This is a genomic window from Geminisphaera colitermitum TAV2, from assembly GCF_000171235.2.
GTDB lineage: Bacteria > Verrucomicrobiota > Verrucomicrobiia > Opitutales > Opitutaceae > Geminisphaera > Geminisphaera colitermitum.
In genome coordinates, this window is sequence record NZ_ABEA03000084.1 from 23,765 (window position 1) to 46,317 (window position 22,553).

Sequence of the window (22,553 nt, forward strand, 5' to 3'; positions counted from 1 at the left end):
GCCCGAAACATGGCCCAAACCCAACACGCCGTCACCCTGACCGACGTCGCCGCCCGCGCCGGATTAAGCCGCGCCACCGCGAGCATGGCCTTGCGTGACGACGCCCGCATCGCGCCCGCCACCCGCGAGCGTGTGCGCCAGGCCGCCGCCGCCCTCCACTACCAGCCCGACCCCGTCCTTGCCGCCCTCAGTTCGCGCCGCTGGCACCGGCGCGCCTCCGCCAATCTCGCCGTGCTGATCGACGAACGCTGGGAGCCCGCCGCCAGCACCTCCCCCCCCGCCTCCTCCTGGCTGACCGCGTGCCTCGACGGAATGCGAACTGCGTCATTACGATTCGGATACGTTTTGAGCGAACTCCGCCTCATCCGAGACCTTGCCGCGTGGCGACACCCCGACCGCGTGCTCGCCGGACGCGGCATGCGCGGCCTGATCGTGCTGCCGTTCCACGACGAAGCCCCGCCCGGCATGCCCGATCTCGACTGGTCGCGTTACTCGGTGGTGGCCGTGGGCAATCCCCTCCCCGGCCAAGGCTGGCATCGCGTGGGCACCGACGCCTTTGCCGCCATGGGCCTCGTGTGCGACCGCCTCCGCGAGCGCGGCATCCGGCGTATTGGCCTTGTGCAGAATATCGGCACGGAACGCCGCCTGCGTTACGAATGGCTCGGCGCGCTGGCCAAGGAGTGGCACCTGCCCCCCTCCCCCCCCCTCCCCGGCAACCGTGCCCGTGTCCCCCGCCTGCAAATCATCCCGCCGCACTTGCCGGCAACGCTGGACGAACGCCGTTTCCTCGCATGGTTCCGCCGCGAGCGCCCCGAGGTCGTCGTGACCAACGACTCATGCGTCATCACCTGGCTGCGCAAAGCCGGGGTGCGCGTGCCGGAAGACGCCGGCGTGGTATTGTTAAGTCGCGATTTTTCCCCGCAAACCAACGCCGCCGGCATCTCCCAACACCTCGACGAAGTCGGTCACGCCGCCATCGAACTGATGCACGGCCTCATTCTCCGCGGGGAACGCGGCACCCCCGCCGTGCGCCGCGAAATGCTGGTGCATCCGCACTGGACGGAGGGCGCCACACTGCGCCGCCCGTAGTGGAGACAAACACCGAATTCATTCTGCATTCCGGTTTCGCTTCACCTCGAGTTTACTGGTACGAAATGGGAGGAGCGACACCGCCATCCTTTTGGAGCAAATCTGATCCACCCATGTTCACCCATGCCCGCTCGAAGGTTGCGGCACCACCCCGCCAAAGCCCCCCGCGCTGCTGCGGCGCAGTCCAAGGGCCACCAGCCAGCGTTGCCACAAACTGCGGTAGGCGCGGGGACGCGCCACGCGCAATATCGCCGGCAGACGCGGGGACGCGATATCCGGAGCCGGAGGAGGGGAGGCAAATGTCTGCACAGACAACATGTCGTCGATGTGTTCGTAGAGCGCGAGGCCCGCGTCCTGCCAGCGCACGAGCACATGGTCGAGCCCGCTGCGCGGAGCACCCGGTTTGTCGCTCCAGAGAAGCACGGCGGTGATGCCGTTGCGTTTCAGAAAATCCGCCGACGGGAAATCCTGCGGAAACACCACCCAGCGATTGTCGTAGTCGCCGGGCGATGGCGCGCGCGACGGGTTGCGGTTGGCGTCGAGCATGAAGACTGGCGGCGCATCAGGCGGGAACGGCTGCGGAAGCGATGTGAGCACCGGTCCCGCGTCCACCAGCCGGCGCACGAGATCGGCCACGGGCACGCAGGCGTTGACACCATTGGTCGTGTTGAACAGCGGCACGGGACGAAACCCGCGCGCGGCAAACTGCAACGCCCGCTCCACCGTCTGCACGCCGGGCAGGTCGAGCACCACCGCCGTTCGACCGCTCCGCGCCGCCGCCAGCCACGCCAGCACGCCCGGATCGGGCGGCGGCAGCGCGACCGCAAACGGCTGCCCGCTCGAGGGAGGATTCGCACTCATGTCGGCAAAAAGAACGGGCTTGGCCCACGGACTCCACACCGAGTCGGCGGGCGCCCAGATTCGAAAGAGTTCACGATTGGTCATGATGGTTGATTAGTTAAATTTCGGATACATTTTTAGATTGAAACCCTGGCGCGACCAACACGGCGACATCGTGCGCGTGCGCCTCAATGAGCGGACGTGACGAGGCGCGACCGTAGGCGCCAGCCACCCGACCATCGATCACATAAACGCCCACGCATGGATACAACACACCGACCGCTGTTCCAGTCTCCCACGGCGTCGGTTCAAAACGCCGCTGCGCCACCCAATGCCGCGGATGCCGCCGTGCGTCGCGCAGATGCTTGCGACGCTCGGCCTCGGGCGTCACTCCGGCCAGCAGCACCGCGTCGCCCACGCGGCCCAGCGCGGGCTTCACGACCCATTGCGGCGCATCGAGCGCACTCCCGGCGGCGGTGACGCCGTCGCGCGGATCAAACGTCTCCGGCAAAAACCGCGCCCACAACGGCGCCTCCACACCGAGCCTCGGCCACAGAAGCGGAAATCGTTTCGATTGCGAAACCAACGCCCACGCCGGATTGACCGACGGACAAGCGTCCGTGAAAAACCGCCGCCACGCACTCCGCCAGCCCAGGTTGGGCAGCCACTCGCCGGGAAAAAACCGAAACATCGCATCCAGCCGCCGCCAGCCACGCCCGTCGTATGCCTCGCATTCGCCGCCTCCGAATGCATCCAATTTTCCACTACCTCCAAAACGCACATCCGCCGGGCTGACCAGCAACGACGCCAGCCCCGCCTCCGACAGCCGTCCCGCCAGGCAGCGCATCACCTGCCGGTCGTCGGTGTAGGCCGTGGCATGCACGAGTCCCACGCACGCCCCCGGTGCCAGCCTGCATGCAAACGCCTCCGCAATCGCCTTTGCCGGATCACCCGCAGGCACGCCAGCACGCGCGCCCGCATGTGTCGCAATGAGCGCCGCCACGCCCGACGCCTCGACAAAACCTCCCGGCACATCGCTGTTCACCTCGGAAATCCGCCAGCCCTCGCGTGTGTGGTGAAAATCAAACCGCATCACCCGAAACGCCGTCGCCGCCCCCGGTCCCGCCCCATCCGCACACGCCCGCCGCAGCACGCGCACGACGCGCCCCGGCAGCCCCAATTCACCCAACGCCCGATCGCGCACGCGCACCGGCGCACGCCACAACGCCTCCTCCGCCGCCAGCAATTCTGTCGCCAGCCCCTCGGCGGCCTCCGCCAGAAACCCCCACTCGTCACGTGGCAGCACCAGCGGTTGCATCAAAATCACGTCCGTGTCGCCCACGCGCGGGTCCCACTTGTGACACCCGAACACCGCCTCCTCGCGCACCTGAGCCCACACCTCCTGCGGGAGAGGTTGCGACTCCAGCCACGGCGACGGACAACATTGACCGGGCGCACTCATCACCAGCGTCCGAAAAAAGCCAGGAACAACCACGCCAGTCCAAACTGTATCAACGCCGGCACTACGCCTCGCGCGAACAACGACGGCCTCGCCATCCGCGCCGCTTCCACCGAAGCCATGCGAAGCCGCCCCCCTCCGGTCGCCGCGCCGCCGCTCCCGCCCAGCACCGCCTCAAACAACAACGCCACCACCAGCAGCGACCACGCGCCCCACGCGATGTGCCAGAAATCATTCCATGCCCCCGCCATGCCCAGCCAGTTGCCCGCCGCCGCACGCCCCAGAATCACGCCCGACGCCACGAACCACGCCCCCGTTCGCAACCCCGCCGCCTCATCGCGCTCCACCGTGATCCGCTCCGCCACGCGACAGATTTTCGCCAGCACGCACCACGCAGCCAGCAACGACCCAAACGCCAGACCCGAGCACACGAGCACCACCCACCACCCCGGCCCGTCGCCGATATTGGACCCCGCGTAAGCCGCCGAAAACCCCACAACCGCTCCGGCCAGCGCGAGGCGCGCGGCGGGATTGCGCCGCTCGATCACATCGTCTCGCAAACTCAGGCCCAGCCACCCCAGTAATCCGATCCCCATCGGCACCACCGCCGCACCGATCAGCAGATAAAAAATCATGTAAACCAAACTATCGCGCACATCGTAACTCGCCCAAAACGCCAGCACGCAAAACAACCCCGCCAGACTCAACGTGCATGCCGCCGGCACCACTCCGCGCCAGCGAGTCCGCGCCCCCGGAGCCAGATCAACCCCCGCCAGCGCCCTTGCCGTGTAAATCCACCTGCCCCACGCCACCAGCGAGAAGATAATCGAAAAAATGAAGGGAAACGCTTCGTCGGGGGACATGATGCCCCGGAGTGAACCCTCCCCCCCCCTCCGTCCGCAAATGCAAAACTCTTCACATCAATCCCTCTCCCCCCCCCCCCCCCGCCCCTCCATTTTGCCTCATTCATTTTTCCGCTTTGCCCCCAAGCCCCTGCGTCTCTGACACTGGAAAACATGTCGAAAAACTACGAGGTTCCCGCGTTTCTCTCCGAACTGCTCGCCGCCCGCTCGCCCTCCGGCGACGAAGGCCCGGCCCAAGCCGTCTTTGACCGCCACGTCAAAACCGCCGCCGACTCCTACGCCAAGGACGCCCTCGGCAACCGCATCGCCACCCTCAACCCAACCGGTGATCCCATTGTCATGTTCGCCGGTCACATGGACGAACTCGGCCTCATCATCACCTACGTCAACAAAGAGGGCTTTGTTTACTTCGACACCATCGGCGGCCACGACCGCATCATGATCCCCGGTCGCCGCGTTGTTATCCGATCCGCCAACGGCCCCGTTTTCGGCGTCACCGGCAAACGCGCCATCCACCTCATGAGCCCCGACGACCGCAAAAAAGTCCCGGAAATCCATGAAATGTGGATCGACATCGGCGCCCGCTCCAAAAAGGAAGCCCTCGAACGTATCGCCATCGGCGATACCGCCACCTACGCGCAAGGCTTCGAACTCATCCACGGCAGCGTCGGCACGGCCCGCGCCTTCGACAACAAAGTCGGCGCCTACATCGTCGGCGAAACCCTCCGCCGCCTTGCCGAAAATAAACACCGCAAAAAACTCGCCGCCCGCATCGTCTCTGTCGCCACCGCGCAGGAGGAGATCGGTACCCGCGGAGCCACTACCGCCGCCTACGCCGTCAACCCGCACCTCGCCGTCGCCGTCGATGTCGGCCACGCCACCGACCACCCCGATTGCGACAACCGCAAATACGGCGAAACCAAGCTTGGCGGCGGCCCCATCATCTGCCGCGGCCCCAACATCAATCCCCTCATTTACCAGCGCCTCGTCAAAGCCGCGAAGAAACTCGACATCCCGCACCAATTCGAAGCCGACCCACGCCCCACCGGCACCGACGCCCGCGCCATCCAGATGGGACGCGGCGGCGTTGCCACCGGCCTCATCAGCGTCCCCCTCCGCTACATGCACACCCCCAGCGAAGTCGTTGACCTCATGGACGTGGAACGCTGCGTGCAACTCCTCGTCCAATTCTCCCTCGAACTAAAAAAGAACGACCACCTCCACTGGTAAACGAACAGCACGAACTCACGCAGAGGCGCAAAGACGGAGATTTTTTTTCTCTGCCACTCCTCCCCCCCCCCCCCCCGCGTCTCCGCGCCTCCGCGTGAAAACACCAACGTTCAAAACCACATTTCACATTTAACACCCGACCATCGCAATCCACCGCCGTGCCCGAACTCCTTCAGACCCTCCACACCACCTTCGGTTACGACAGCTTCCGCCCCCTCCAGCGCGAGATCATCGAAACCTCGCTCGACGGCCGCGACGTCTTTGCCCTGCTCCCCACCGGCGGCGGCAAATCCATGTGCTTCCAACTCCCCGCCATGCACCGCGTCGGCCTCACTATAGTTGTGTCGCCGCTCATCGCGCTGATGAAGGACCAAGTTGACCAACTCCAGGCCGCCGGCGTAGCCGCCACCTACCTCAACTCCTCGCTCACCTCCACCGAATCCCGCTCCCGCCTCGCCGGCCTCCACCGCGGCGAATGGAAACTCCTCTACGTCGCGCCCGAGCGCCTCATGCTCGACAACTGGGCCGAAAACCTCCGCGCCTGGAACGTCGCCGCCTTTGCCATCGACGAAGCCCACTGCATCTCCGAATGGGGACACGATTTCCGCCCCGAGTACCGCCAGCTCGCCCGCATGCGCGAACTCTTGCCCGAAGCTCCCATGATGGCGCTCACCGCCACCGCCACCGAACGCGTGCGCGCCGACATCATCAAACACCTCAACCTCCGCGACCCCGCCGTATTCGTCGCTTCCTTCAACCGCGCCAACCTCTCCTACCGCGTCCTCCCCAAGGACGAACCGCTCAAGCAAATCATCGACTTCGTCAAAAAGCGCGAAGACGAAAGCGGCATCGTTTACTGCGCCTCGCGCGCCACTGCCCAACGCACCGCCGAATCCCTTGCCTCGCGCGGCTACTCCGCCCGCCCCTACCACGCCGGCCTCACCGCCGACGAACGCTCCACCAACCAGGAAATGTTCCTGCGCGACGACGTTAAAATCATCTGCGCCACCATCGCCTTTGGCATGGGCATCAACAAGCCCAACGTCCGCTGGATCATCCACTACGACCTGCCCAAAAACATCGAAGGCTACTACCAGGAAACCGGACGTGCCGGACGCGACGGACTCCCCGGCGATTGTTTGCTCCTCTTCAGCGGCGGCGACATCGCCAAACAGACGCACTTTCTCGATGAAATCACCGACCCGCACGAGCAACAGGTTGCCCGCCACCAACTCCGCCTCATGGCCCACTACGCCGAGAGCCCCGGCTGCCGCCGCCGCGAACTCCTCGACTACTTCGGCGAACAATTCCCCCTCGACAACTGCGGCGCCTGCGACAACTGCCTCGAACCCCGCGAGACCTACGACGGCACCGTGCACGCGCAAAAATTCCTCTCGTGCGTCTATCGTTGCCGCCTGGCCAGCCGTTTCGGTGTCGGCATGAACCACATCGCCGAAGTCCTCACCGGCGCCGCCACCGAAAAAATCGAACGCTGGGGTCACGACCGCCTTTCCACCTACGGTATCGGAAAAGAGCTTACACGCCCGCAATGGATGGGCGTCGGGCGTGAACTCATGCGCCTCGGCTACATTGTTGCCGGCGGCGGCGAGTACCCCACGCTCGAACTCAGCCCCGCCGGGGCGGACGTGCTGCGTAGTCGCCAGCCTATTACACTCACCCGCCAGCCTGACATCACCCGCCGCGCCAAGAAAGTCGTCCGCCGCCAGGGCGACATTGCGTGTGATGAAATCCTCTTCGCCCGCCTGCGCGACCTGCGCAAGAAACTCGCCGACGAGCGCAAGGTGCCCGCCTACATCATTTTTGGCGACGCCACCCTTCGCCAGATGGCGCGCGAGTATCCGACCGCCCTCACCTCCATGGAAAACATCTTCGGCATGGGAGAGAAGAAGCGTGCCGAATTTGGCGAAACCTTCGCCGCCGCCATTGCCGAGTTCCTCAAGACCAACCCCCGCATGAAGTTCGACGACAAGTAACGCAACTGATGTTACGTAGAGAGCAGTGGTGCGGGCGTCTCGCCCGCAGTAGGGGCGTCGCTTGCGACGCCCGCGCACGCCATTTGAGGCCACGTCCTGCATACGCGGGCTTCGCAAGCGAAGCCCCTACATGTGGCGCGGGCGTCCCGCCCGTTGTAGCAACTATCTTGGAGAGTGATTTTTTATGAGCTTGAGAAGTATGAGGGAGAGGCAAAGCAGTGGCATCGGAGGAAGGGGAGTCCACCGAGAGAGAAGAGCCTTGAACCGTCAATCAGGACGGGAGGGCAGCGGCGTAGGCCGGACGCAGCAGAGAGTTAAGGAAGATGAGGAGTTTTCTGGCGATGGCGACATAGGCTACGGTGGGAGGTTTGCCGCGAGCGCGCAGTTGTTGGTAGTGGAGACGGGAAGGCTCATGCCAGCGAGCGGCGACCATGGCGCACTGGTAGAGGACGCGGCGAGCGGGAGCGCGGCCACCTTGGATGATGCGAAGACCCTTGAGTTTGCCGGAGTCCCAGGGAAGGGGGGCAAGGTCGGCGAGCTTGGCGATCTGTCTGCGGTTCAGGGAGCCGAGTTCGGGCAGGTAGGCGATAAGGGAAAGGGCGCTGAGGATGCCCACACCCGGAGCGAAGCACAGGGTGTGGATACGCTCGAGCCAAGGCGCCGCCTGTTCGCTGTAGAGCCAAGCCTGCAGATCAAGTTCGAGAGCGAGGCGGTGGGAGCGCAGGGCGCGCACAACGCGCTTGAGTTGAAGAGCGCTCCGAGCACTGAGCAGGTTGTTGCGCATGTCGAAGGCGCTGATCTGTTCGACGATGGCATGGCGAGCCATGAGCAGGTCGCCCAGACGCCGCAGGGCGTCCGAGGGCACGGGCGAGGGCGCGGGGTGACCTTCGATGCCCAAACGCAAGAGAACACGAGCATCGATCGGATCGGTTTTTTCGAGTGTGCCGAGCGACTTGGCGAAGGCGCGGACTTGTGCCGGGTTCAGGCAGGTCAGGGCAATGGCGTTGAGGGCGCAGCGTTGTTGCAACAAACGGTGATGACGTCCGGTGGCCTCGCAGAGCAAATGGACGCCGGCTGGCAGGCCGGCCAGCCAGGAGTCCATCGCTTGCGGGCAATTGGGGACGTTGACGACTTTGGCAGCAAGAGTGCTGCAGACCGCGAGCGAGTCTTTGGCGACATCGACACCGACGTAATCAGTTGCGGGCAGAGGATACATGCTCATCCTTGTTTTGTCGGACTCGCCGGAGCAATTGCTTCGGTGGTCCATTCAACGGTTCGAGCGATTAACCAAAAGGTCGCCTGCGGTTCATGCTACCAGCGCTCTGATCCGAACGGATCAAGCAGGGGCGTCGACGAACTCGCAGGCGGCCGAGCCGTGAGGGCCTGCAGGCCCTCACGGCTCATCCGCCCGAGGCCTCCCCCCGTCGAACCAACTTGCGGGGGCAGTCCTCGACTGAACTCCCTCATCTTACCACATCTCCAAACAACAAGGGGCGTCGCTTGCGACGCCCGCGCACGCCATTCGAGGCCACGTCCTGCATACGCGGGCTTCGCAAGCGAAGCCCCTACGCGTGACGCGGGCGTCCCGCCCGCAATGTAGCACGGGCTGCCTCCCGTGATTCGCAGAATCAGGGCAGGCTGTCCCGGTTTGGAGAATTTTTGGCGCGTAATGCCAAAGACATTACCCCGGACGACCGGATAAGCTTGGAACGCCGTGAATCCTCCCGAATTTTCCGTCTTCGTAAGATCCTGGGGCGCAATGCCCTTGCCCCAGCTTGCCGAAAAAATCAAAGGACTCGGCTTTGACGGCATCGAACTCCCGGTCCGCCCCGGTTTCCCTGTGACCCCCGACAACGTGCAAACCGCCCTGCCGGAAGCCGTCCGCATTTTCGCCAGCCAAGGACTCAAAATCCACAGCATCGCCTCCGACCTGACAGAACCGATTTTCCAAGCCGCCGCCGCTGCGGGCGTTCCCCTCGTTCGCATCTGCGTTCCCATCCCCTCAGGGAAAACCTATCTGGAGGCGGAAGCGGACGTGAAACGGAACTTCGCCGCACTCGTCCCCCTGCTCACAAAATATGGCGTGACGATCGGCGTGCAAAATCACTGTGACCGCTGGGTCTCCCATTCGATGGGACTCCTGCGCCTGATCGAAGATTTTTCCCCGAAACACTTCGCGGCGGTATGGGATGCCGCGCACAATGCCCTCAATGGCGAAGACCCGGACCTCGGCCTGGACATCGTCTGGTCACGCCTGCGGATGGTGAACCTGAAAAACGCCTTCCGGAAACGCACCACGCCCCCCGAAGCCGAAGTGGCGACATGGAAAATTTACTGGACCTCCGGCCGGCAAGGGCAGGTCTCCTGGCCGCAAGTCGCCCGCGAACTGGCTCAACGCGGATACCAAGGCCCCGTGTGCCTGACTGCCGAATACAGCGACCAAAGCTCGGTGGACCGACTCATCGCCGAGGACATCCGTTTCGCAAAAGAAATTTTTTCCAAGGAATACGCCGCCCGCTTCGCAGCGGAAATTAAGAATTAGAATTTAGAAATTAAGACGTCCAAGCCACCCAAACCGCACCGCAACCGCAGTCCGTTTTCCTAATTCCTAATTTCTACTTCCTAATTTTCCGTCCCCCCCCCCCCTGCCGAAACAGTCATCATGAAATCGCAATCTTCCGTATCCGAAAAACCACTTCGCATCGCCATGATCGGTGCCGGGCAACTGGCGACGGCCATGCACTATCCCTCGCTTACCTCGATGCCCGACGTCGAAATCGCTGCGATGTGCGACATGAACCCCGAACGCCTCAACCTCATCGGTGACAAATTCGGCGTAATCAAACGCTACACCAACTACCGCACCATGCTGGAGGAGACCGCGCCCGACGCCGTTTACGCAATCGGTCCATCCCACCACATGTATGACATCTGGATCGACTGCCTCAAACGCGGACTGAATCTCTTCATCGAAAAACCGATGGGCCTGACGCTTCATCAAGCCGAAACCCTGGCATGGCTGGCGGACAAACACGACTGCATCACGCAAGTCGGCTTCCAACGACGGAGCGCCCCGCTTGCGGTGAAACTTTACAACGAATGCCGCAAACGCGGTCCCATTACCCACGCCCTCTGCCGCTTCTACAAATGTGCCCCCAGCCCGCTGCACGGCGCCGCCGATCACATGATGGAAGACGGCGTTCATTCGATCGACACACTGCGCTGGCTCTGCGGCGGCGAAATCGTCCGCATCCAAAGCGTCACCCGGCGGGTCGGCACGCCCGACATCAATTTCATCAGCGCCCTGATCGAATTCGACACCGGCGCCACCGGCCTGCTCATCAACAGTTGGAGCAGCGGACGGCGCATCTTTGACATCGAAATCCACGCCCCCGGCATCTGCGCCGAACTGGAGCACGAGGGCAAAGGATACCTCCACGCCGATGGCGACACGACCGGCACCGAGTTCGACACGCGCGAAGTCAGCGGCTCGGACCAAATCCATGTCTATGGCGGTTTCCATGCCAAGAGCCGGGAATTCCTCGACGCCATGCGCAACGGAACGCGCCCCTCGTCCCATTTCGGCGATGCCGTAAAAACAATGGCCGCCGCAGTCGAAATCCTTTCGCAAACCCGCTCCGAGAAACGACCATGAACCTTCCAAAAATAAAAATCCGCGAAGCCCGCGCCTGTATCCAACCCGTGGAGACGCGAATGCCGTTCCGTTTCGGCATCGCCGAGATGCGCCGGATGCCGCACCTCTTTCTCCGCGTCACGCTGGAACAAGGCGGCGCGCGGGCCACCGGTCTGGCCGCCGATCATCTCGTGCCCAAGTGGTTCACCAAAAACCCCCGCACCACCTGCGACGAGGACATCCGCGAAATGCGCGAAGTGGTGCTCGAAGCGTGCCGGGTCGCGGAAGACGCCGCGGGCGAATCCACACCGTTCGCCTTGTGGTGGGAGATTTATCACGAACAGCAACGACGCGCAAAAGTGCGCGGATGGCCTCCCTTGCTGGCCTCGTTTGGCGCATCTCTCATCGAACGCGCCCTGCTCGACGCCTTCTGCCGACTGGGAGCAGGGGGGGGGGGGGGGGGAGGATCGGGATCGGGAGCGGGATCGGCACCAAAACCGTTTTCCGCCGTGCTGCGCGAGAACAGCGCGGGCATCGACCTGGGACGGATTTACCCGGAACTGTCGGGCATTGCTCCTGCCGACATTCTTCCATCCCGGCCATCCGAGCGCGTGTTCGCGCGTCACACGATTGGGCTGAGCGATCCGCTGACCGACGACGACCTGCGCAATGGAGAATGGCCCGTGGACGGCCTGCCGGTTTCCCTGCGTGCCTGCATCCGCCACTACGGTCTCGTCCGGTTCAAAATCAAAATTTCCGACGACACCGAAAAAAACATCGACCGCCTCACGGTCATCGCCTCGCTGCTGGAACGCGACGCGCCACCCGACTACCAATGCACGCTCGACGGAAACGAATCGTATCGGAGTATTGAATACTTCCTGGATTTCTGGAATCGCCTGATTCGGACAAAGGCGCTTGAGCCGTGGCTCGACCATCTCTTGTTCGTGGAACAACCGTTGCACCGCGACGTCGCGCTTGGCACGGACATGCGAAAGGTGTTTGCCGATTGTCCGCGCGTTCCCCGGATGCTTATCGACGAGTCCGACGCCACCATCGACACGCTTCCCCAGGCGCTCGCCTGCGGTTATGAGGGGACAACGCACAAGAACTGCAAAGGTGTTTTCAAAAGCGTGGCCAATCTCGGTCTGCTGAAACATCGCGCCAAGGCGGGAGGGGCGGGCGGAGCCGCGTTTCTATTTAGCGGCGAGGATCTGTCCAACATTGGCCCCGTGGCCTTGTTGCAGGATTTGTGTGTCGCGCAAAACCTGGGGCTCACCGATCTGGAGCGCAACGGACACCATTACTTCCGTGGCCTGTCGAATTTCCCACGAGAGATATGGACGTCGTTGTTGAAAGAGCATTCCGATTTGTATCAGGAACTCCATGACGGATGTCCTGCCGTGCGTATCGTGAACGGTGAAATTTCCTGCGCCTCGGTGCATCGGCACGGACTCGGAACCTCGTTCGATTTGGACACCGCACTGTTCACGCCGCTGGAAGCGTGGAGCGGCAAATTGCAAGCGTAACGGATCATCCCCTCTCCCCCCCCCCCCCCCCCTCCACACACACACATACCCACGACGCGTTTGCCGTTTTGGTTTCCGCCATTTTCGCATCTCATGCACATCATCGACTGGTTGGTTATCACGGTGCCCTTGGCCATTGTCCTGACCGTTGGTGTCATCACGCATCGCTACATGAAAAGTGTTGCCCACTTCGTATCCGGAGGTCGTGTTGGCGGACGTTATTTGCTGGCTGTTGCCAAGGGGGAAATGACGGCGGGGGCGGTCGTGTTCGTGGCGGCGTGGGAGGTGTTTGCTCAGTCGGGATTCATTCCGACTTGGTGGGGTTGGATCACGGGGCCGGTGGCCATTGTCGTGGCGATTTTCGGGTTCGTCATTTATCGGTTTCGTGAGACGCGGGCCATGACGCTGGCCCAGTTTTTCGAGATGCGTTACAGCCGCAATTTTCGTTTGTTCGCCGGTGTGCTTGGGTTTGTGGCCGGTGTGATTAACTTCGGCATCATCCCGGCGATTGGGGCGCGGTTCATGGTGTATTTTCTGCAACTGCCAACAGAGATGACGGTTCTTTCGTATTCATTTCCTACTTACATTGCGTTGATGGGAGTGTTTCTTTCCATCAGCCTGACGCTCACGATCTCGGGTGGTTTGATCACGTTGATGGTGACGGACTGCATCGAAGGGATTTTTGCGCAGTTGATGTACATCGTCATCATTGTGGGCGTGCTTTGCATGGTGGATTGGAGCGAGATGTCGGCCTTCATCGGCACGCGTCCGCCGAATCATTCGATGGTCAATCCGTTCGATGCGTGGGCGGTGCAGGATTTCAATTTGTGGTTTGTGTTGATGGGCGTGTTTGTCGGGACGTACGGCACGATGGCGTGGCAAAATTCCAGCGCCTACAACACGGCAGGGGCGACGCCGCACGAGGCGCGCATGGGTGGTTTGCTTGGGCGCTGGCGCGAGCAGGGAAAGAGCGCCGTGGTGGTGTTGCTGGCGCTGGCCGCGCTGACCTACCTGGGACATCCTGATTTCGTCTCGGCGTCCGAGGTGGCGCGCGAGTCGATTGAGGGCATCGAGCAGGCTCAGATCAGAAAACAAATGACGATCCCGGTGGCCTTGTCCCACATGTTGCCGATTGGTGTGAAGGGTGCGCTTTGCGCAGTGTTGTTGCTGGGGATTTTTGGCGGAGATTCGACGCACTTGCATTCGTGGGGAGGCATTTTGGCGCAGGATGTGATTCTGCCTCGTTTGAAGCGTACGCCTGCGCCGGCGGGGCACATTCGTTTGTTGCGAGCGTGCATTATCGGGGTGGCGGTTTTCGCGTTTTTGTTCGGGGCATTTTTCCGGCACACGGAATACATCATCATGTGGTGGCAGGTGACGACTGCGGTTTATGTGGGTGGAGCGGGCGCGGCGATTGTCGGCGGGCTTTACTGGAAGCGGGGAACGTCGGCGGGGGCGTGGTCGGCGATGGTGGCGGGGGCGATTTTGTCGGGCGGGGGCATCTTGGTTTATAAGTTGTTTGGTGACGCCTTTCTGTCGCGCGCGTTGCAGGCGCTGGGTCTTCCGGTGGGGGATTTTACGGTCAATGGAATGCAGATTTCGTTTTTTTCCACGTTGGTTGCGATCACGCTTTACGTGGTTGTTTCGCTCGCCACCTGCCGTCGGGATTACCCGCTCAACAAGATGCTGCATCGTGACGAATTGCCGCTCGACGCCAATGGGCGTCCGATTGTGGCGAAGCGTCCGCGGACGCTGGCGCGGATCGTTGGCATCGACGAGCGTTTCACGACGGGTGACAAGTGGATCACGGGGAGTTTGTTTTGCTGGGCGTTTCTGTGGTTCGGCGTGATGCTTGTTGGCACGGTGTGGAATTTGATTGGCCAGTGGGGTTGGTTGCATTGGGCGGGGATCAAACCGTGGTCGAACGAGAATTGGCTTGGTTTCTGGCACGTAACGGCGATCGGTTTGCCGTGTATCATAACTGTGGTGACAGGTTTGTGGTTCACTTGGGGTGGTGTTCGTGACATCCGGCGGCTGTTCGCTTCGTTGCGTGGTTACAAGATCGACGACTCCGACAATGGCACCGTCGAACAGCACAAACCGTGGTGAGTTGCCGGTCTCCAAACTCCGAGTCATCGACTGAAGCTGTTTTGGTTTTGAGAGTGTTCATTTTGGAGTGCGGTGATTCATCACCGCTTTTGACGGCGCGATTTATCGCGTCGCCCCGCCCAGTGGAGCGACGAAGAGAGCGGGGCGTTAAAACGCCCCGTCAAAGCGGCGATAAATCGCCGCACTCCATAGGGAGGCGGAAGGCGGGAGGCGGGATGCTTGCGTTCCGGGTTGTTCTGCAATTTATCCGCAGCAAATAATCCCCACCGCGCATGTCCTCCCAAACGAGTTTTATGAGAGACGAGAAAGGCTTTGAAGAAACACGCGAGCGCGCCCTGCTGGCATTGGGAGTGCGCATCTTTCAAAACCCCAGGCTTTTGGTCCAAGCCTACTGGCATCGGATGAAAGATAAAATTCTGGTCCCCCCACATGACCATTCCGACATGTTGCAACTGGACCTGAATATCGGAATGTCCGGAGTAATCACCATTGAGGAAGAGACGATTCCCATTCAGGGAGTGACGGCGGCGGCGTTTTATCCCGGCCAGAGACATTCCATCGAATTGGAACCCGCAGCACCCCAGGCTTGGATCTTCAGCATCAAGATTCGTGTTTCCCCACAATGGGAAGCGGTGCGTGAACGGATTTTCCATCCCTACCTCAAACTGCTTTTCGCCGACCACCACTTGGTGAAAATGTTGCGTCAACTGAACAGGGTCGGGACAGTGGAAAGTTCGCGGCAAACGCTGATGTGCGTAACGCTGGCCGACGTGCTTTGTCACTGGCCGGGCGCATCCTCCGGCACCACGTCGCACACGCTTCAGACCGGACCAGACGGGGAAATCGGGACGGGAATGCAAAACGCGCTCCACCTCATCGACGAAAATCTTTCGAATCCGCCTTCGCAGCAGCAACTGGCGGCCTCTTCGCATATGTCTACCCGCAATTTCACGCGACATTTCCGGCAACTGTTCGGTTGCGCGCCCCATGCCTACATCACGGCGCGACGTCTGGCCTGCGCCCGGGAGTTGCTCGCGCACAAGGCCCGCAACATCACCGAAATCGCGGACGAACTCGGTTTCCCGTCGATCCACGCCTTTTCAAGATGGTTCCAGCGGATCGAGGGAACCAGTCCGAGCGTGTATCGGGAAAAGCATTTCCTGCTATGAACCCGGTTTGACGTGTTCGCAGATCGCGAATCGACGCGAATTAAAAGGCAGGGGGGGGGGGGAGGGAGGACGTTCAACCAAGCCGGGGGTTTCTTTGCGGGGGCTGAAAAACGTCAATTTATGGTTCCACGGTTATGGCGGAAATTTGGCTGAAAAAAAGATCGGCGCCTGCAGGGGTGATGATTCGGAGTTTGGCGGTTTTCTCGCTCAACATTGGCGGTTTCGCATGAGGTCCGGGACGAAAATCCGACCAGTGAATCCGAACTTCTTTCCAGTCCTGACCGGGGGGGGGCTGATTGACTTCCCAAACATGATAGACCGCGTCCGTCTCCTCGTTCACGAGTTGCACAGTAAAACCAGTGCCACCAGGCGAGCGTGCCCAAAAGGAAAGACCGGCGCTTCGGTCGCGCGCCAAGGAAAGTCCTCTCAGACCAAAGCAGTCCAACGCGTATTGACCGGTGATTTCGATTGCCGGCTGACCATTAAAGGCACCGCGATGAAAACGATGACGTCCGCCGCGGTAGCCTCCATCGTAGGGCGGATGCCATAGGCGGGAGTCAAAGTCCGGGGCGTGGACGGAAGCCGTCCAAAGAACGGTCCGGCGGTCCGCATCAGTGAAGCCGAGTGCAGGCGGATCGACCCGTAGCAAAGAAGTGGATACGGATATTTTGCGATCATCTGTTGCCAGCCCAAACCAGTCGAGCGGCTGGTCCGGCTCCTCCACGGGAAGCGTGGCATAATAACTCCCTGCGGTGCTGGCGCGGCATTCCAGCTTTTTCCAATGGCGGGTTCTCCACGGAGTTTCTCCGTAAGAATACCAGACTGTTGCTGCGGTCACCGGAACGGGACTTGTGACTTGAAACGTCACCCGGATGCCAGCGCCATCACGTATCGGTTTTTCAGCTACAAAGCAGATTGGAAACGGTTTCCCTTCTCCCTTGAGGTGATGATCCATCCAGGCGATTTCCTGCATGGCGCGGTGCGCGCGGGAATCGACCGGGGTGGGGCCGGTATTTCCGCCGGGAAAGGCAAGGGCGTGAGAGGTGTTGGGCGAAAAAACGAGATTTTTCGGGGAATGGATTTTGTCCAACGTGGCCTGCACCGAGGGCGGCCAGAAAAACCAGTCGCAAGCAGCAGCGGCAAAAAAATAGCTGGCTGTGATGTCTCCGGCGAAGTTCCCGGCATCAAAGTGTTTCAGCCAGAGAGCACGATTCTCCGTTCCCCGCCGCGCCAAGGCGTCTTGGAAGACGGTGCCGTGGTCGTAGAAGCCGCCGCCATAAACCGCAAAGGCCGCCTTGACACGGTCACGTTTCAAACCGCTGACCATCGTAGTCATGTAACCGCCCCAAGAACCGCCGGTCACACCGATTCGGTCGGGGTCAACATCGGGTTGGGCGCGCAGCAGATTGAATCCGTTGAGGGCTGCGAGAATGCCGTCATAGAGCTGGTTGCGAGTTGGGTCGGGCTTGCATCGCCAGGGATTTCGGTCCTGTCCCCAATATCCTGTTGACCGCATTTTTTTGGAATCGGCGATGCCGGGTTCGTCCTGACAAAAGGCGACATATCCCAAGCTGGCCCAATGTTTCACCGCCGGCTCGACGTGGTCTGCCGTAGCGCCTCCTCCATGACAGACCAGAATGGCTGGGCGGCGTGCTGATTTTTCGGCAGGGCGGGCCAGAATGCCGTAAATGCTCACGATCGAGTTGTCGGGAAGCGTCCGGTTGAGAAAACGCAGGCGGGTGATTTCGATGGAATCTTCGTTTTTGGTCTCAATAATTTCGAGGATTTGTGGCGGCGCATCTCCCAAGTAAGGAGCGAATAGGGAGTGTTCGCCGGCACGTAATCCAAGGACAAGGAGGCCGATAATAAAACAGACAGGGAAAAAGGTGATGAGGCGTCTCATGGGCGTTGTTTTTTACTTTCTTAAGGGAGTTTCTAAAAAACTTTTTTGACAGAACAACAGACCAAGGAGCGGCGGTCTCCAAGCCGCCGTCGGACGAGGTGCATCGCGCCTCGCCTGATGCTGTGCGGCATTTAATCAGGCGACACTTCGCGTAACATCCGTGTGTGTTTTCATTGGGTTCGTGGCTATTTGCGGATGTTATTTAAGAGTGTTTCGAGCGTGGGCGGGGAGCCGTCAGTCATCGTGGTTTTGCCGAGTGTGCGCACGCTGCCATCGGCAAAAGTAGCGTTCATTGTCTCGCTCTTGTGACGCCAGTCGAATTCGTCGCGCGTGATTGAGCCGATGTTGACGTAAACAAAGCTGTCCTCCTTGGTGCCGTTTTGCCGGGCTTCGACAATGAGGAGGGATTGCGAAGGGGCGCCGATTTGTGAAAAGGTTATGGGCACGGTGCTGCCTCCCGTGAAATTAAGCGCGTAGGTGCGGAGGGGGGGGACGCTGAATGTGGCTGCGGAGTCGGGACAGAGAAAGAGATTGTCGTGAGCACCAGCACCTGGATAGCGCATGGCGAGGTGTTTTTGGATGACGCGCCACCAGCTTTGCACGGGGGAGGTTTCACCTGAACCGGGATAATCGGGATTCGGGTTCTGGTCGGCGATGGGTGAGCGTCCGCGATTTTCGTCGGCATACCGAAGGAGGGCGAGGCCGAGTTGGCGCATGTTGGACTTGCACTGGACGGCGCGGGCCGAGCGGCGGACGGTGCCAACGGTGGGGATGATGATCGCGGCTAGCATCCCAATTATCGCTACAACCGTGAGGAGTTCGATAAGCGTGAAACCTGAATGTGGGGTGTAGCGGAGAGTCCGGCACAGGATCGGAGGATGACGGGCATTGGTGTGCATGGAGAGCAGAGGTGGCGGGGAAATGTCGATGACTGGAAAAGGATCAGGGAGCGGTGTCCCAAGGCGCGGATATTGGTTGTTCAATGAGACCGGAGAGCGCGCCGGGCTGGCGGATTTCGCGTCCGAGCGTCGCGGGGGCGGCGGCCCATTTGGCGGATTCCATGTAGGTGCGCCAGAGGCGGGTGGTGTGCGGGTTGCGATGGACGATGAGATTGCTCACGCGAATGACTCCGGATTTCTCGGTGGCGAGCTGTACCATGCCGTTGCCCCAGATGCGGACGTTTTCGCCTTCGAGCGTGGCTTCACGCTGGCAGAGACCGATGCCGAGGTTGTCCCAGATGAGGAGGTCGCGGACGCGGGTGCGAGAGCGCTGGATGTTATAAATGCCGTTGTCGTTGCCGAAAAAACGGCCTTCGCGGATTTCGCTTTCGATGTCGTCGTGCGCGGAAAATCCTTCGTCGAGGTTGTGGCAGGCGGTGATGTTTTCGAAAAGGAGTCCGGTGCCGCGTCCGTGGAGGTTGAAGCCGTCATTGCGCGAGCCACTGGCGGTGAGGTTGCGGTAGCGGTGGTGCGAGACGTTGTGGATGCGAGCAGCGAAGCGGCGCGTGGAAATTTCCCAGCCGTCGGGCGTGACGTCGGGCCCAAGTGTGAGCGTTTTGCCTGCGGGGTCGTAGGTGATGGCGGAGGCGGACGAGGCGGGTGTGAATTGTCCCGTCAGCGCATCCTCGGGGATGCGTACGCCGTGGTGGCGGAGGACAAAGGGATAATCGGTCGTGACGTTCGCGATACGTTCAGGAGAGAAGGCAACAATATCGAAGCCGGTGATTTCGTTGCCGTTGCCTTCAATGGTGATGGGGGCGTCGGGCGTGCCGGAGCGCGGGATGAAGAGTTCTTCGCGGTAGGGGCCGCTGCCGGGGGCGAGCCAGAGGGTGTCGCCGGGGCGGGCTTGCGCGGAGGCGGCGGCAAGCGTGGGGAGGGCGGCGGGGTCGCGGGGATCGATATGGAGCCAGCGTGCGTCGGGCGGCGCGGACTGGAGGGCGAGGGCGGTGGCAAGGAAGGCAATGGAGCGGGCGGGGAGAGGATGGGGCATGGCGGACTTCCGGGATTGAGTTTGTATTCAGGGGTCAATGACGACGTGTTCGGAATTGTTTGCTTCGATGGGTCTGGCGGTGGTGAGGCCGAAGGGGTTTTTGTGCGAATCGGTGATGGTCGCCGCGTTCTGGTTGGCGCGGGTAATGGGGTTGTTTTTGACGAGGATGTTGGCGGCTTGGTTGATGTGGATGGCGGGGCCACCGACGTTTTCAATGGTGTTATGTTCGATGCGGATGTCGCGGTTGCGAGCGGCTAGGGGGGGGGGGGTATCGGGGGTTTCGCCACGATGCACGATGGAAATGGCCCCGGGGGTCCAAGCGGCTTTGCCCAAAAGTCCGGGATCAAAAGCGGAGTTTTTGATCGTGTTGCGGCGAAGGGTAATGTCGCTCACCCAACCGGCTTCACGAAAAGCGACAAATTCGTGTCCGAGTGTGATGGCGGATTGTTTGATGCCGTCGATGAAGTTGTCTTCAATGAGTCCGTGGCTGGCGAGGATGCGGAGGGCGCGTCCTCGGTGTTGGGTGAACCGATTGTTGCGGATGATGTAGCCGGGCGCAGCAGTGGCGGGGATTTCAATGAGGTCGCCTGCTGAGGGAGTGAGCGGGGCGTCGAGTTTGAGGCGATAGAGGGTGAATTTTTCAAGGCGGGCGGCATCGGCTTGGTTGGAGCGGGGATAGAGGCGGCGGGCGAGATCGTGAAAGCGCGGGCCGGGCGCGGGATCAATGTCAATGTCGACAACGCGGGCAACGCCAGTGAGGTCGAAGTTGTCGCGTGCGAGCGTGCGCACTTCGTCGCCGGGACGGATGATCGTGGGGAAACTTTCGCGGCCATGCGGGCGAATGAGGTTGATGATGTTGTTCGCCGGATCGGCTTCGGCGACGACGAAGGCAATGCCGTGGAGGTTGACGGAGTCGTCGCCCATGCGCGAGAAATCGCAATTTTCAAGGATGGGGCCGGTGCGGGCGTAGGCGTAGTTGAAGCCGTCCGCCGAGCTGGAAAACAGGCGTGGAAGGGTTGCGCCGGAGGGGGGGGGGCCGGGGGTGATGGTAAGGTTTTTGAAGGTGTTTTGTCCGTCCATGAAGCGGAGCAGGATGGCGACGCCGGGGGCGCTGTGGACGGTGATGTGGTCGAGGGTGAGGTTGCGGCTGCGTTCGATGCGGAAGGCACCGCGTTCGCTCCTGATGTTCTGCACGAGGTGGTCGCCGGGGACGAGGTACGCGAGTTGCCAGCGTCGGTCGGCGGCAAAGGTGAGTTGTCCGCGGCGCGGAGTGAGAGCGCGGGCGGCGGTGGCGTAGATGTCGGGCGCGTCACGTTTCCATTCGTGGGTGTCGGGGGCGAAAATATGGGCGCGGTTGACAACGCGGTCGGACGTGAGGTCGGGATAGCCGTCGTGCACGGTCCAGACAAGGATGCCGGTGGCGGGGTCGATGGCGTCGATGGTGCCTTGCGTGAAAGGCAGCGGATCGAAGTCCACGGTAAAACCGCGCAAGGTGAGGTTTTCGCATTCGGTTATGGAGAAACCACCGTCCTTGAGGTTGGTGAAAACGAGCGTCGCTCCGTCGCCCTCAATGGTGAGGCCGGAGAGTTTGCGCAGGCGAAGGGCGGAGGCGAGCCGGTGTTCGCCAGCGGGGATTATGACACGGGCAACCCCACGCGCCACCGCGCCATCAATCAGCGTCTGAATGTTGGCGGCAGGGGAGAAGAAGGGGACGGACGGAGGCTCTTGCTGTGTGTTGTTTTCGGATACAACAGAGGCGGCAACGACAAGCGGCAGCGTGACTGTTACAAGCGCGATGAGTGGGCGGATCATGAGCGGGAGCGGCAGGTGACGCGGCGGAGGCGAAGAAACCGGCAAGCACCACCGAGGGCAAGCACGGTGGCGCCGAGAAGCGACGCGACGGTGGCCGGCTCCGGAACGGGGGTGCCTTGGACGTAGAACTCGAATGCCCTGTTGGCGGTGGCCGTCACTAATGTTCCAAGTGCTCCAGTTCCTGTGTTGTTGAGGCGTTCGAGGGCAAGCCCGCCAGCATAGGCGGTGGTGCCGGTGGCGCCGATCTGGAATCCGAGGGTGATGCTGCGGCTGGCAGCCATCTCGTCGAAATGGAGCAACACGCCGTAAACGTTGCCCGCCTTCAGCCGTATGTTTGCTTCGGATACATCAAAGACGAGGTAATCGTTTTTGGCGATGGCGATGGCGGGTGTTTCGCCTGAAAGCGTTTTGAGCACGGTGGCGGAAGAGGCGGAGAGGTCGGACGCGAAACTGTAAATGGTGAGCGTGAAGGGAGTTTCTTTGCAGGCGTTCGCCGTGGTCGTATTAAGCCCCGACGAGACGAAAAACGCGATCGAATCAAAGGTGGCGTCATGCGTGGCGGTAAAGGACTGTCCAACGTCGCGCCAGCCGTCGCTTGAGGCGCTTGTATCGGCGCGCCAACCTCGTCCATCGGTGCCTGTTGGCGTGAAGGAGGCGACGAGATTGTTGGCGGGTTTGAGCGTCGTGGCGCTAAGTGTGGCTTCGGGATTGGCAGCGCGGGCGGATGTCGTCCCAAGGATAAATAAAAGCACGGCGGCGAAGACGAAAGCTGGGCCTGTATGTGCGAAACGGAGTGATGTTTGGATGGTTTTCATGGCGGAAGAGATGGGATGATTTTTGGGGAAAGATGCGGGTGTGGGGTGGCCGATATGGCCGGAAATCATGCGACGGTTTTCATTTTACCGGTTTTGCGGAGATCCTGTCTTTGGCAAA

Annotated in this window: 17 protein-coding genes; 8 read left to right on the top strand and 9 right to left on the bottom strand. The window is 61.4% G+C overall.

Annotation, left to right across the window (positions count from 1 at the left end; all coding sequences use genetic code 11):
- Positions 1–9: 9 nt before the first annotated feature.
- Complete coding sequence (locus tag OBACDRAFT_RS08510; RefSeq protein ID WP_043584696.1) at positions 10–1,089, top strand: LacI family DNA-binding transcriptional regulator; 1,080 nt, start codon at positions 10–12, stop codon at positions 1,087–1,089.
- Between the two features lie 117 nt (positions 1,090–1,206).
- On the opposite strand, the gene OBACDRAFT_RS08515 is transcribed toward OBACDRAFT_RS08510, so the two are convergent.
- From OBACDRAFT_RS08515 to OBACDRAFT_RS25155, 3 genes are read right to left on the bottom strand one after another with little or no spacing between them, the layout of a single operon-like run.
- Entirely contained in the window at positions 1,207–2,034 is an 828-nt protein-coding gene (locus tag OBACDRAFT_RS08515; RefSeq protein WP_043584698.1) for a hypothetical protein, read from the bottom strand.
- 13 nt (positions 2,035–2,047) lie between these two features.
- On the bottom strand, positions 2,048–3,391 hold the full coding sequence (locus tag OBACDRAFT_RS08520; RefSeq protein WP_043584700.1) for a glutathionylspermidine synthase family protein: 1,344 nt from the start codon (positions 3,389–3,391) through the stop codon (positions 2,048–2,050).
- Positions 3,391–4,251 (bottom strand): DUF350 domain-containing protein, encoded by an 861-nt coding sequence (locus OBACDRAFT_RS25155; protein ID WP_052361526.1) that lies wholly within the window; start codon positions 4,249–4,251, stop codon positions 3,391–3,393. Before OBACDRAFT_RS25155 ends, OBACDRAFT_RS08520 begins: the two co-directional genes overlap by 1 nt.
- Before the next feature lie 153 nt (positions 4,252–4,404).
- Here OBACDRAFT_RS25155 and OBACDRAFT_RS08530 point away from each other — a divergent pair, with 153 nt between their 5' ends.
- Positions 4,405–5,481 (top strand): M42 family metallopeptidase, encoded by a 1,077-nt coding sequence (locus OBACDRAFT_RS08530; RefSeq protein ID WP_043584702.1) that lies wholly within the window; start codon positions 4,405–4,407, stop codon positions 5,479–5,481.
- 158 nt (positions 5,482–5,639) lie between these two features.
- A complete protein-coding gene (recQ, locus tag OBACDRAFT_RS08535; protein WP_043584704.1) occupies positions 5,640–7,475 on the top strand; it encodes a DNA helicase RecQ in 1,836 nt (611 codons plus the stop codon).
- A gap of 271 nt (positions 7,476–7,746) precedes the next feature.
- Here the strand turns inward: recQ and OBACDRAFT_RS08540 are convergent, their stop codons facing one another.
- Positions 7,747–8,697 (bottom strand): IS110 family RNA-guided transposase, encoded by a 951-nt coding sequence (locus OBACDRAFT_RS08540; RefSeq protein ID WP_157836900.1) that lies wholly within the window; start codon positions 8,695–8,697, stop codon positions 7,747–7,749.
- A gap of 537 nt (positions 8,698–9,234) precedes the next feature.
- On the opposite strand from OBACDRAFT_RS08540, the gene OBACDRAFT_RS08545 reads away from it, so the two are divergent.
- The 5 genes from OBACDRAFT_RS08545 (at position 9,235) to OBACDRAFT_RS25160 (ending at position 15,916) form a co-directional block, all read left to right on the top strand.
- On the top strand, positions 9,235–10,017 hold the full coding sequence (locus OBACDRAFT_RS08545) for a sugar phosphate isomerase/epimerase family protein (RefSeq protein ID WP_232766889.1): 783 nt from the start codon (positions 9,235–9,237) through the stop codon (positions 10,015–10,017).
- A gap of 120 nt (positions 10,018–10,137) precedes the next feature.
- Positions 10,138–11,130: a Gfo/Idh/MocA family protein gene (locus OBACDRAFT_RS08550; RefSeq protein ID WP_043584706.1), complete on the top strand. Its 993-nt coding sequence runs from the start codon at positions 10,138–10,140 to the stop codon at positions 11,128–11,130.
- Positions 11,127–12,638, top strand: a complete 1,512-nt coding sequence (locus tag OBACDRAFT_RS08555; protein WP_052361529.1) for an enolase-like domain-containing protein — start codon at positions 11,127–11,129, stop codon at positions 12,636–12,638. The genes OBACDRAFT_RS08550 and OBACDRAFT_RS08555 overlap by 4 nt, the downstream gene beginning before the upstream one ends.
- Positions 12,639–12,731: 93 nt before the next feature.
- A complete protein-coding gene (locus tag OBACDRAFT_RS08560) occupies positions 12,732–14,747 on the top strand; it encodes a sodium:solute symporter family protein (RefSeq protein WP_043584708.1) in 2,016 nt (671 codons plus the stop codon).
- A gap of 350 nt (positions 14,748–15,097) precedes the next feature.
- Positions 15,098–15,916, top strand: coding sequence for a helix-turn-helix domain-containing protein (locus OBACDRAFT_RS25160; RefSeq protein ID WP_198529864.1), 819 nt, complete (start codon positions 15,098–15,100; stop codon positions 15,914–15,916).
- A gap of 118 nt (positions 15,917–16,034) precedes the next feature.
- Here the strand turns inward: OBACDRAFT_RS25160 and OBACDRAFT_RS25165 are convergent, their stop codons facing one another.
- The 5 genes from OBACDRAFT_RS25165 to OBACDRAFT_RS08590 form a co-directional block, all read right to left on the bottom strand.
- Positions 16,035–17,819 carry an alpha/beta hydrolase family protein gene (locus OBACDRAFT_RS25165; RefSeq protein WP_052361532.1) on the bottom strand — a complete coding sequence of 595 codons (1,785 nt, stop codon included), beginning with the start codon at positions 17,817–17,819 and terminating at the stop codon, positions 16,035–16,037.
- A 185-nt stretch (positions 17,820–18,004) separates the two neighbouring features.
- On the bottom strand, positions 18,005–18,718 hold the full coding sequence (locus OBACDRAFT_RS08575; RefSeq protein ID WP_052361533.1) for a type II secretion system protein: 714 nt from the start codon (positions 18,716–18,718) through the stop codon (positions 18,005–18,007).
- Between the two features lie 43 nt (positions 18,719–18,761).
- Positions 18,762–19,808 carry a right-handed parallel beta-helix repeat-containing protein gene (locus tag OBACDRAFT_RS08580; RefSeq protein ID WP_232766891.1) on the bottom strand — a complete coding sequence of 349 codons (1,047 nt, stop codon included), beginning with the start codon at positions 19,806–19,808 and terminating at the stop codon, positions 18,762–18,764.
- A 27-nt stretch (positions 19,809–19,835) separates the two neighbouring features.
- Complete coding sequence (locus OBACDRAFT_RS08585; protein ID WP_043584709.1) at positions 19,836–21,620, bottom strand: right-handed parallel beta-helix repeat-containing protein; 1,785 nt, start codon at positions 21,618–21,620, stop codon at positions 19,836–19,838.
- On the bottom strand, positions 21,617–22,435 hold the full coding sequence (locus tag OBACDRAFT_RS08590) for a hypothetical protein (RefSeq protein WP_157836966.1): 819 nt from the start codon (positions 22,433–22,435) through the stop codon (positions 21,617–21,619). Before OBACDRAFT_RS08590 ends, OBACDRAFT_RS08585 begins: the two co-directional genes overlap by 4 nt.
- Positions 22,436–22,553 lie beyond the last annotated feature (118 nt).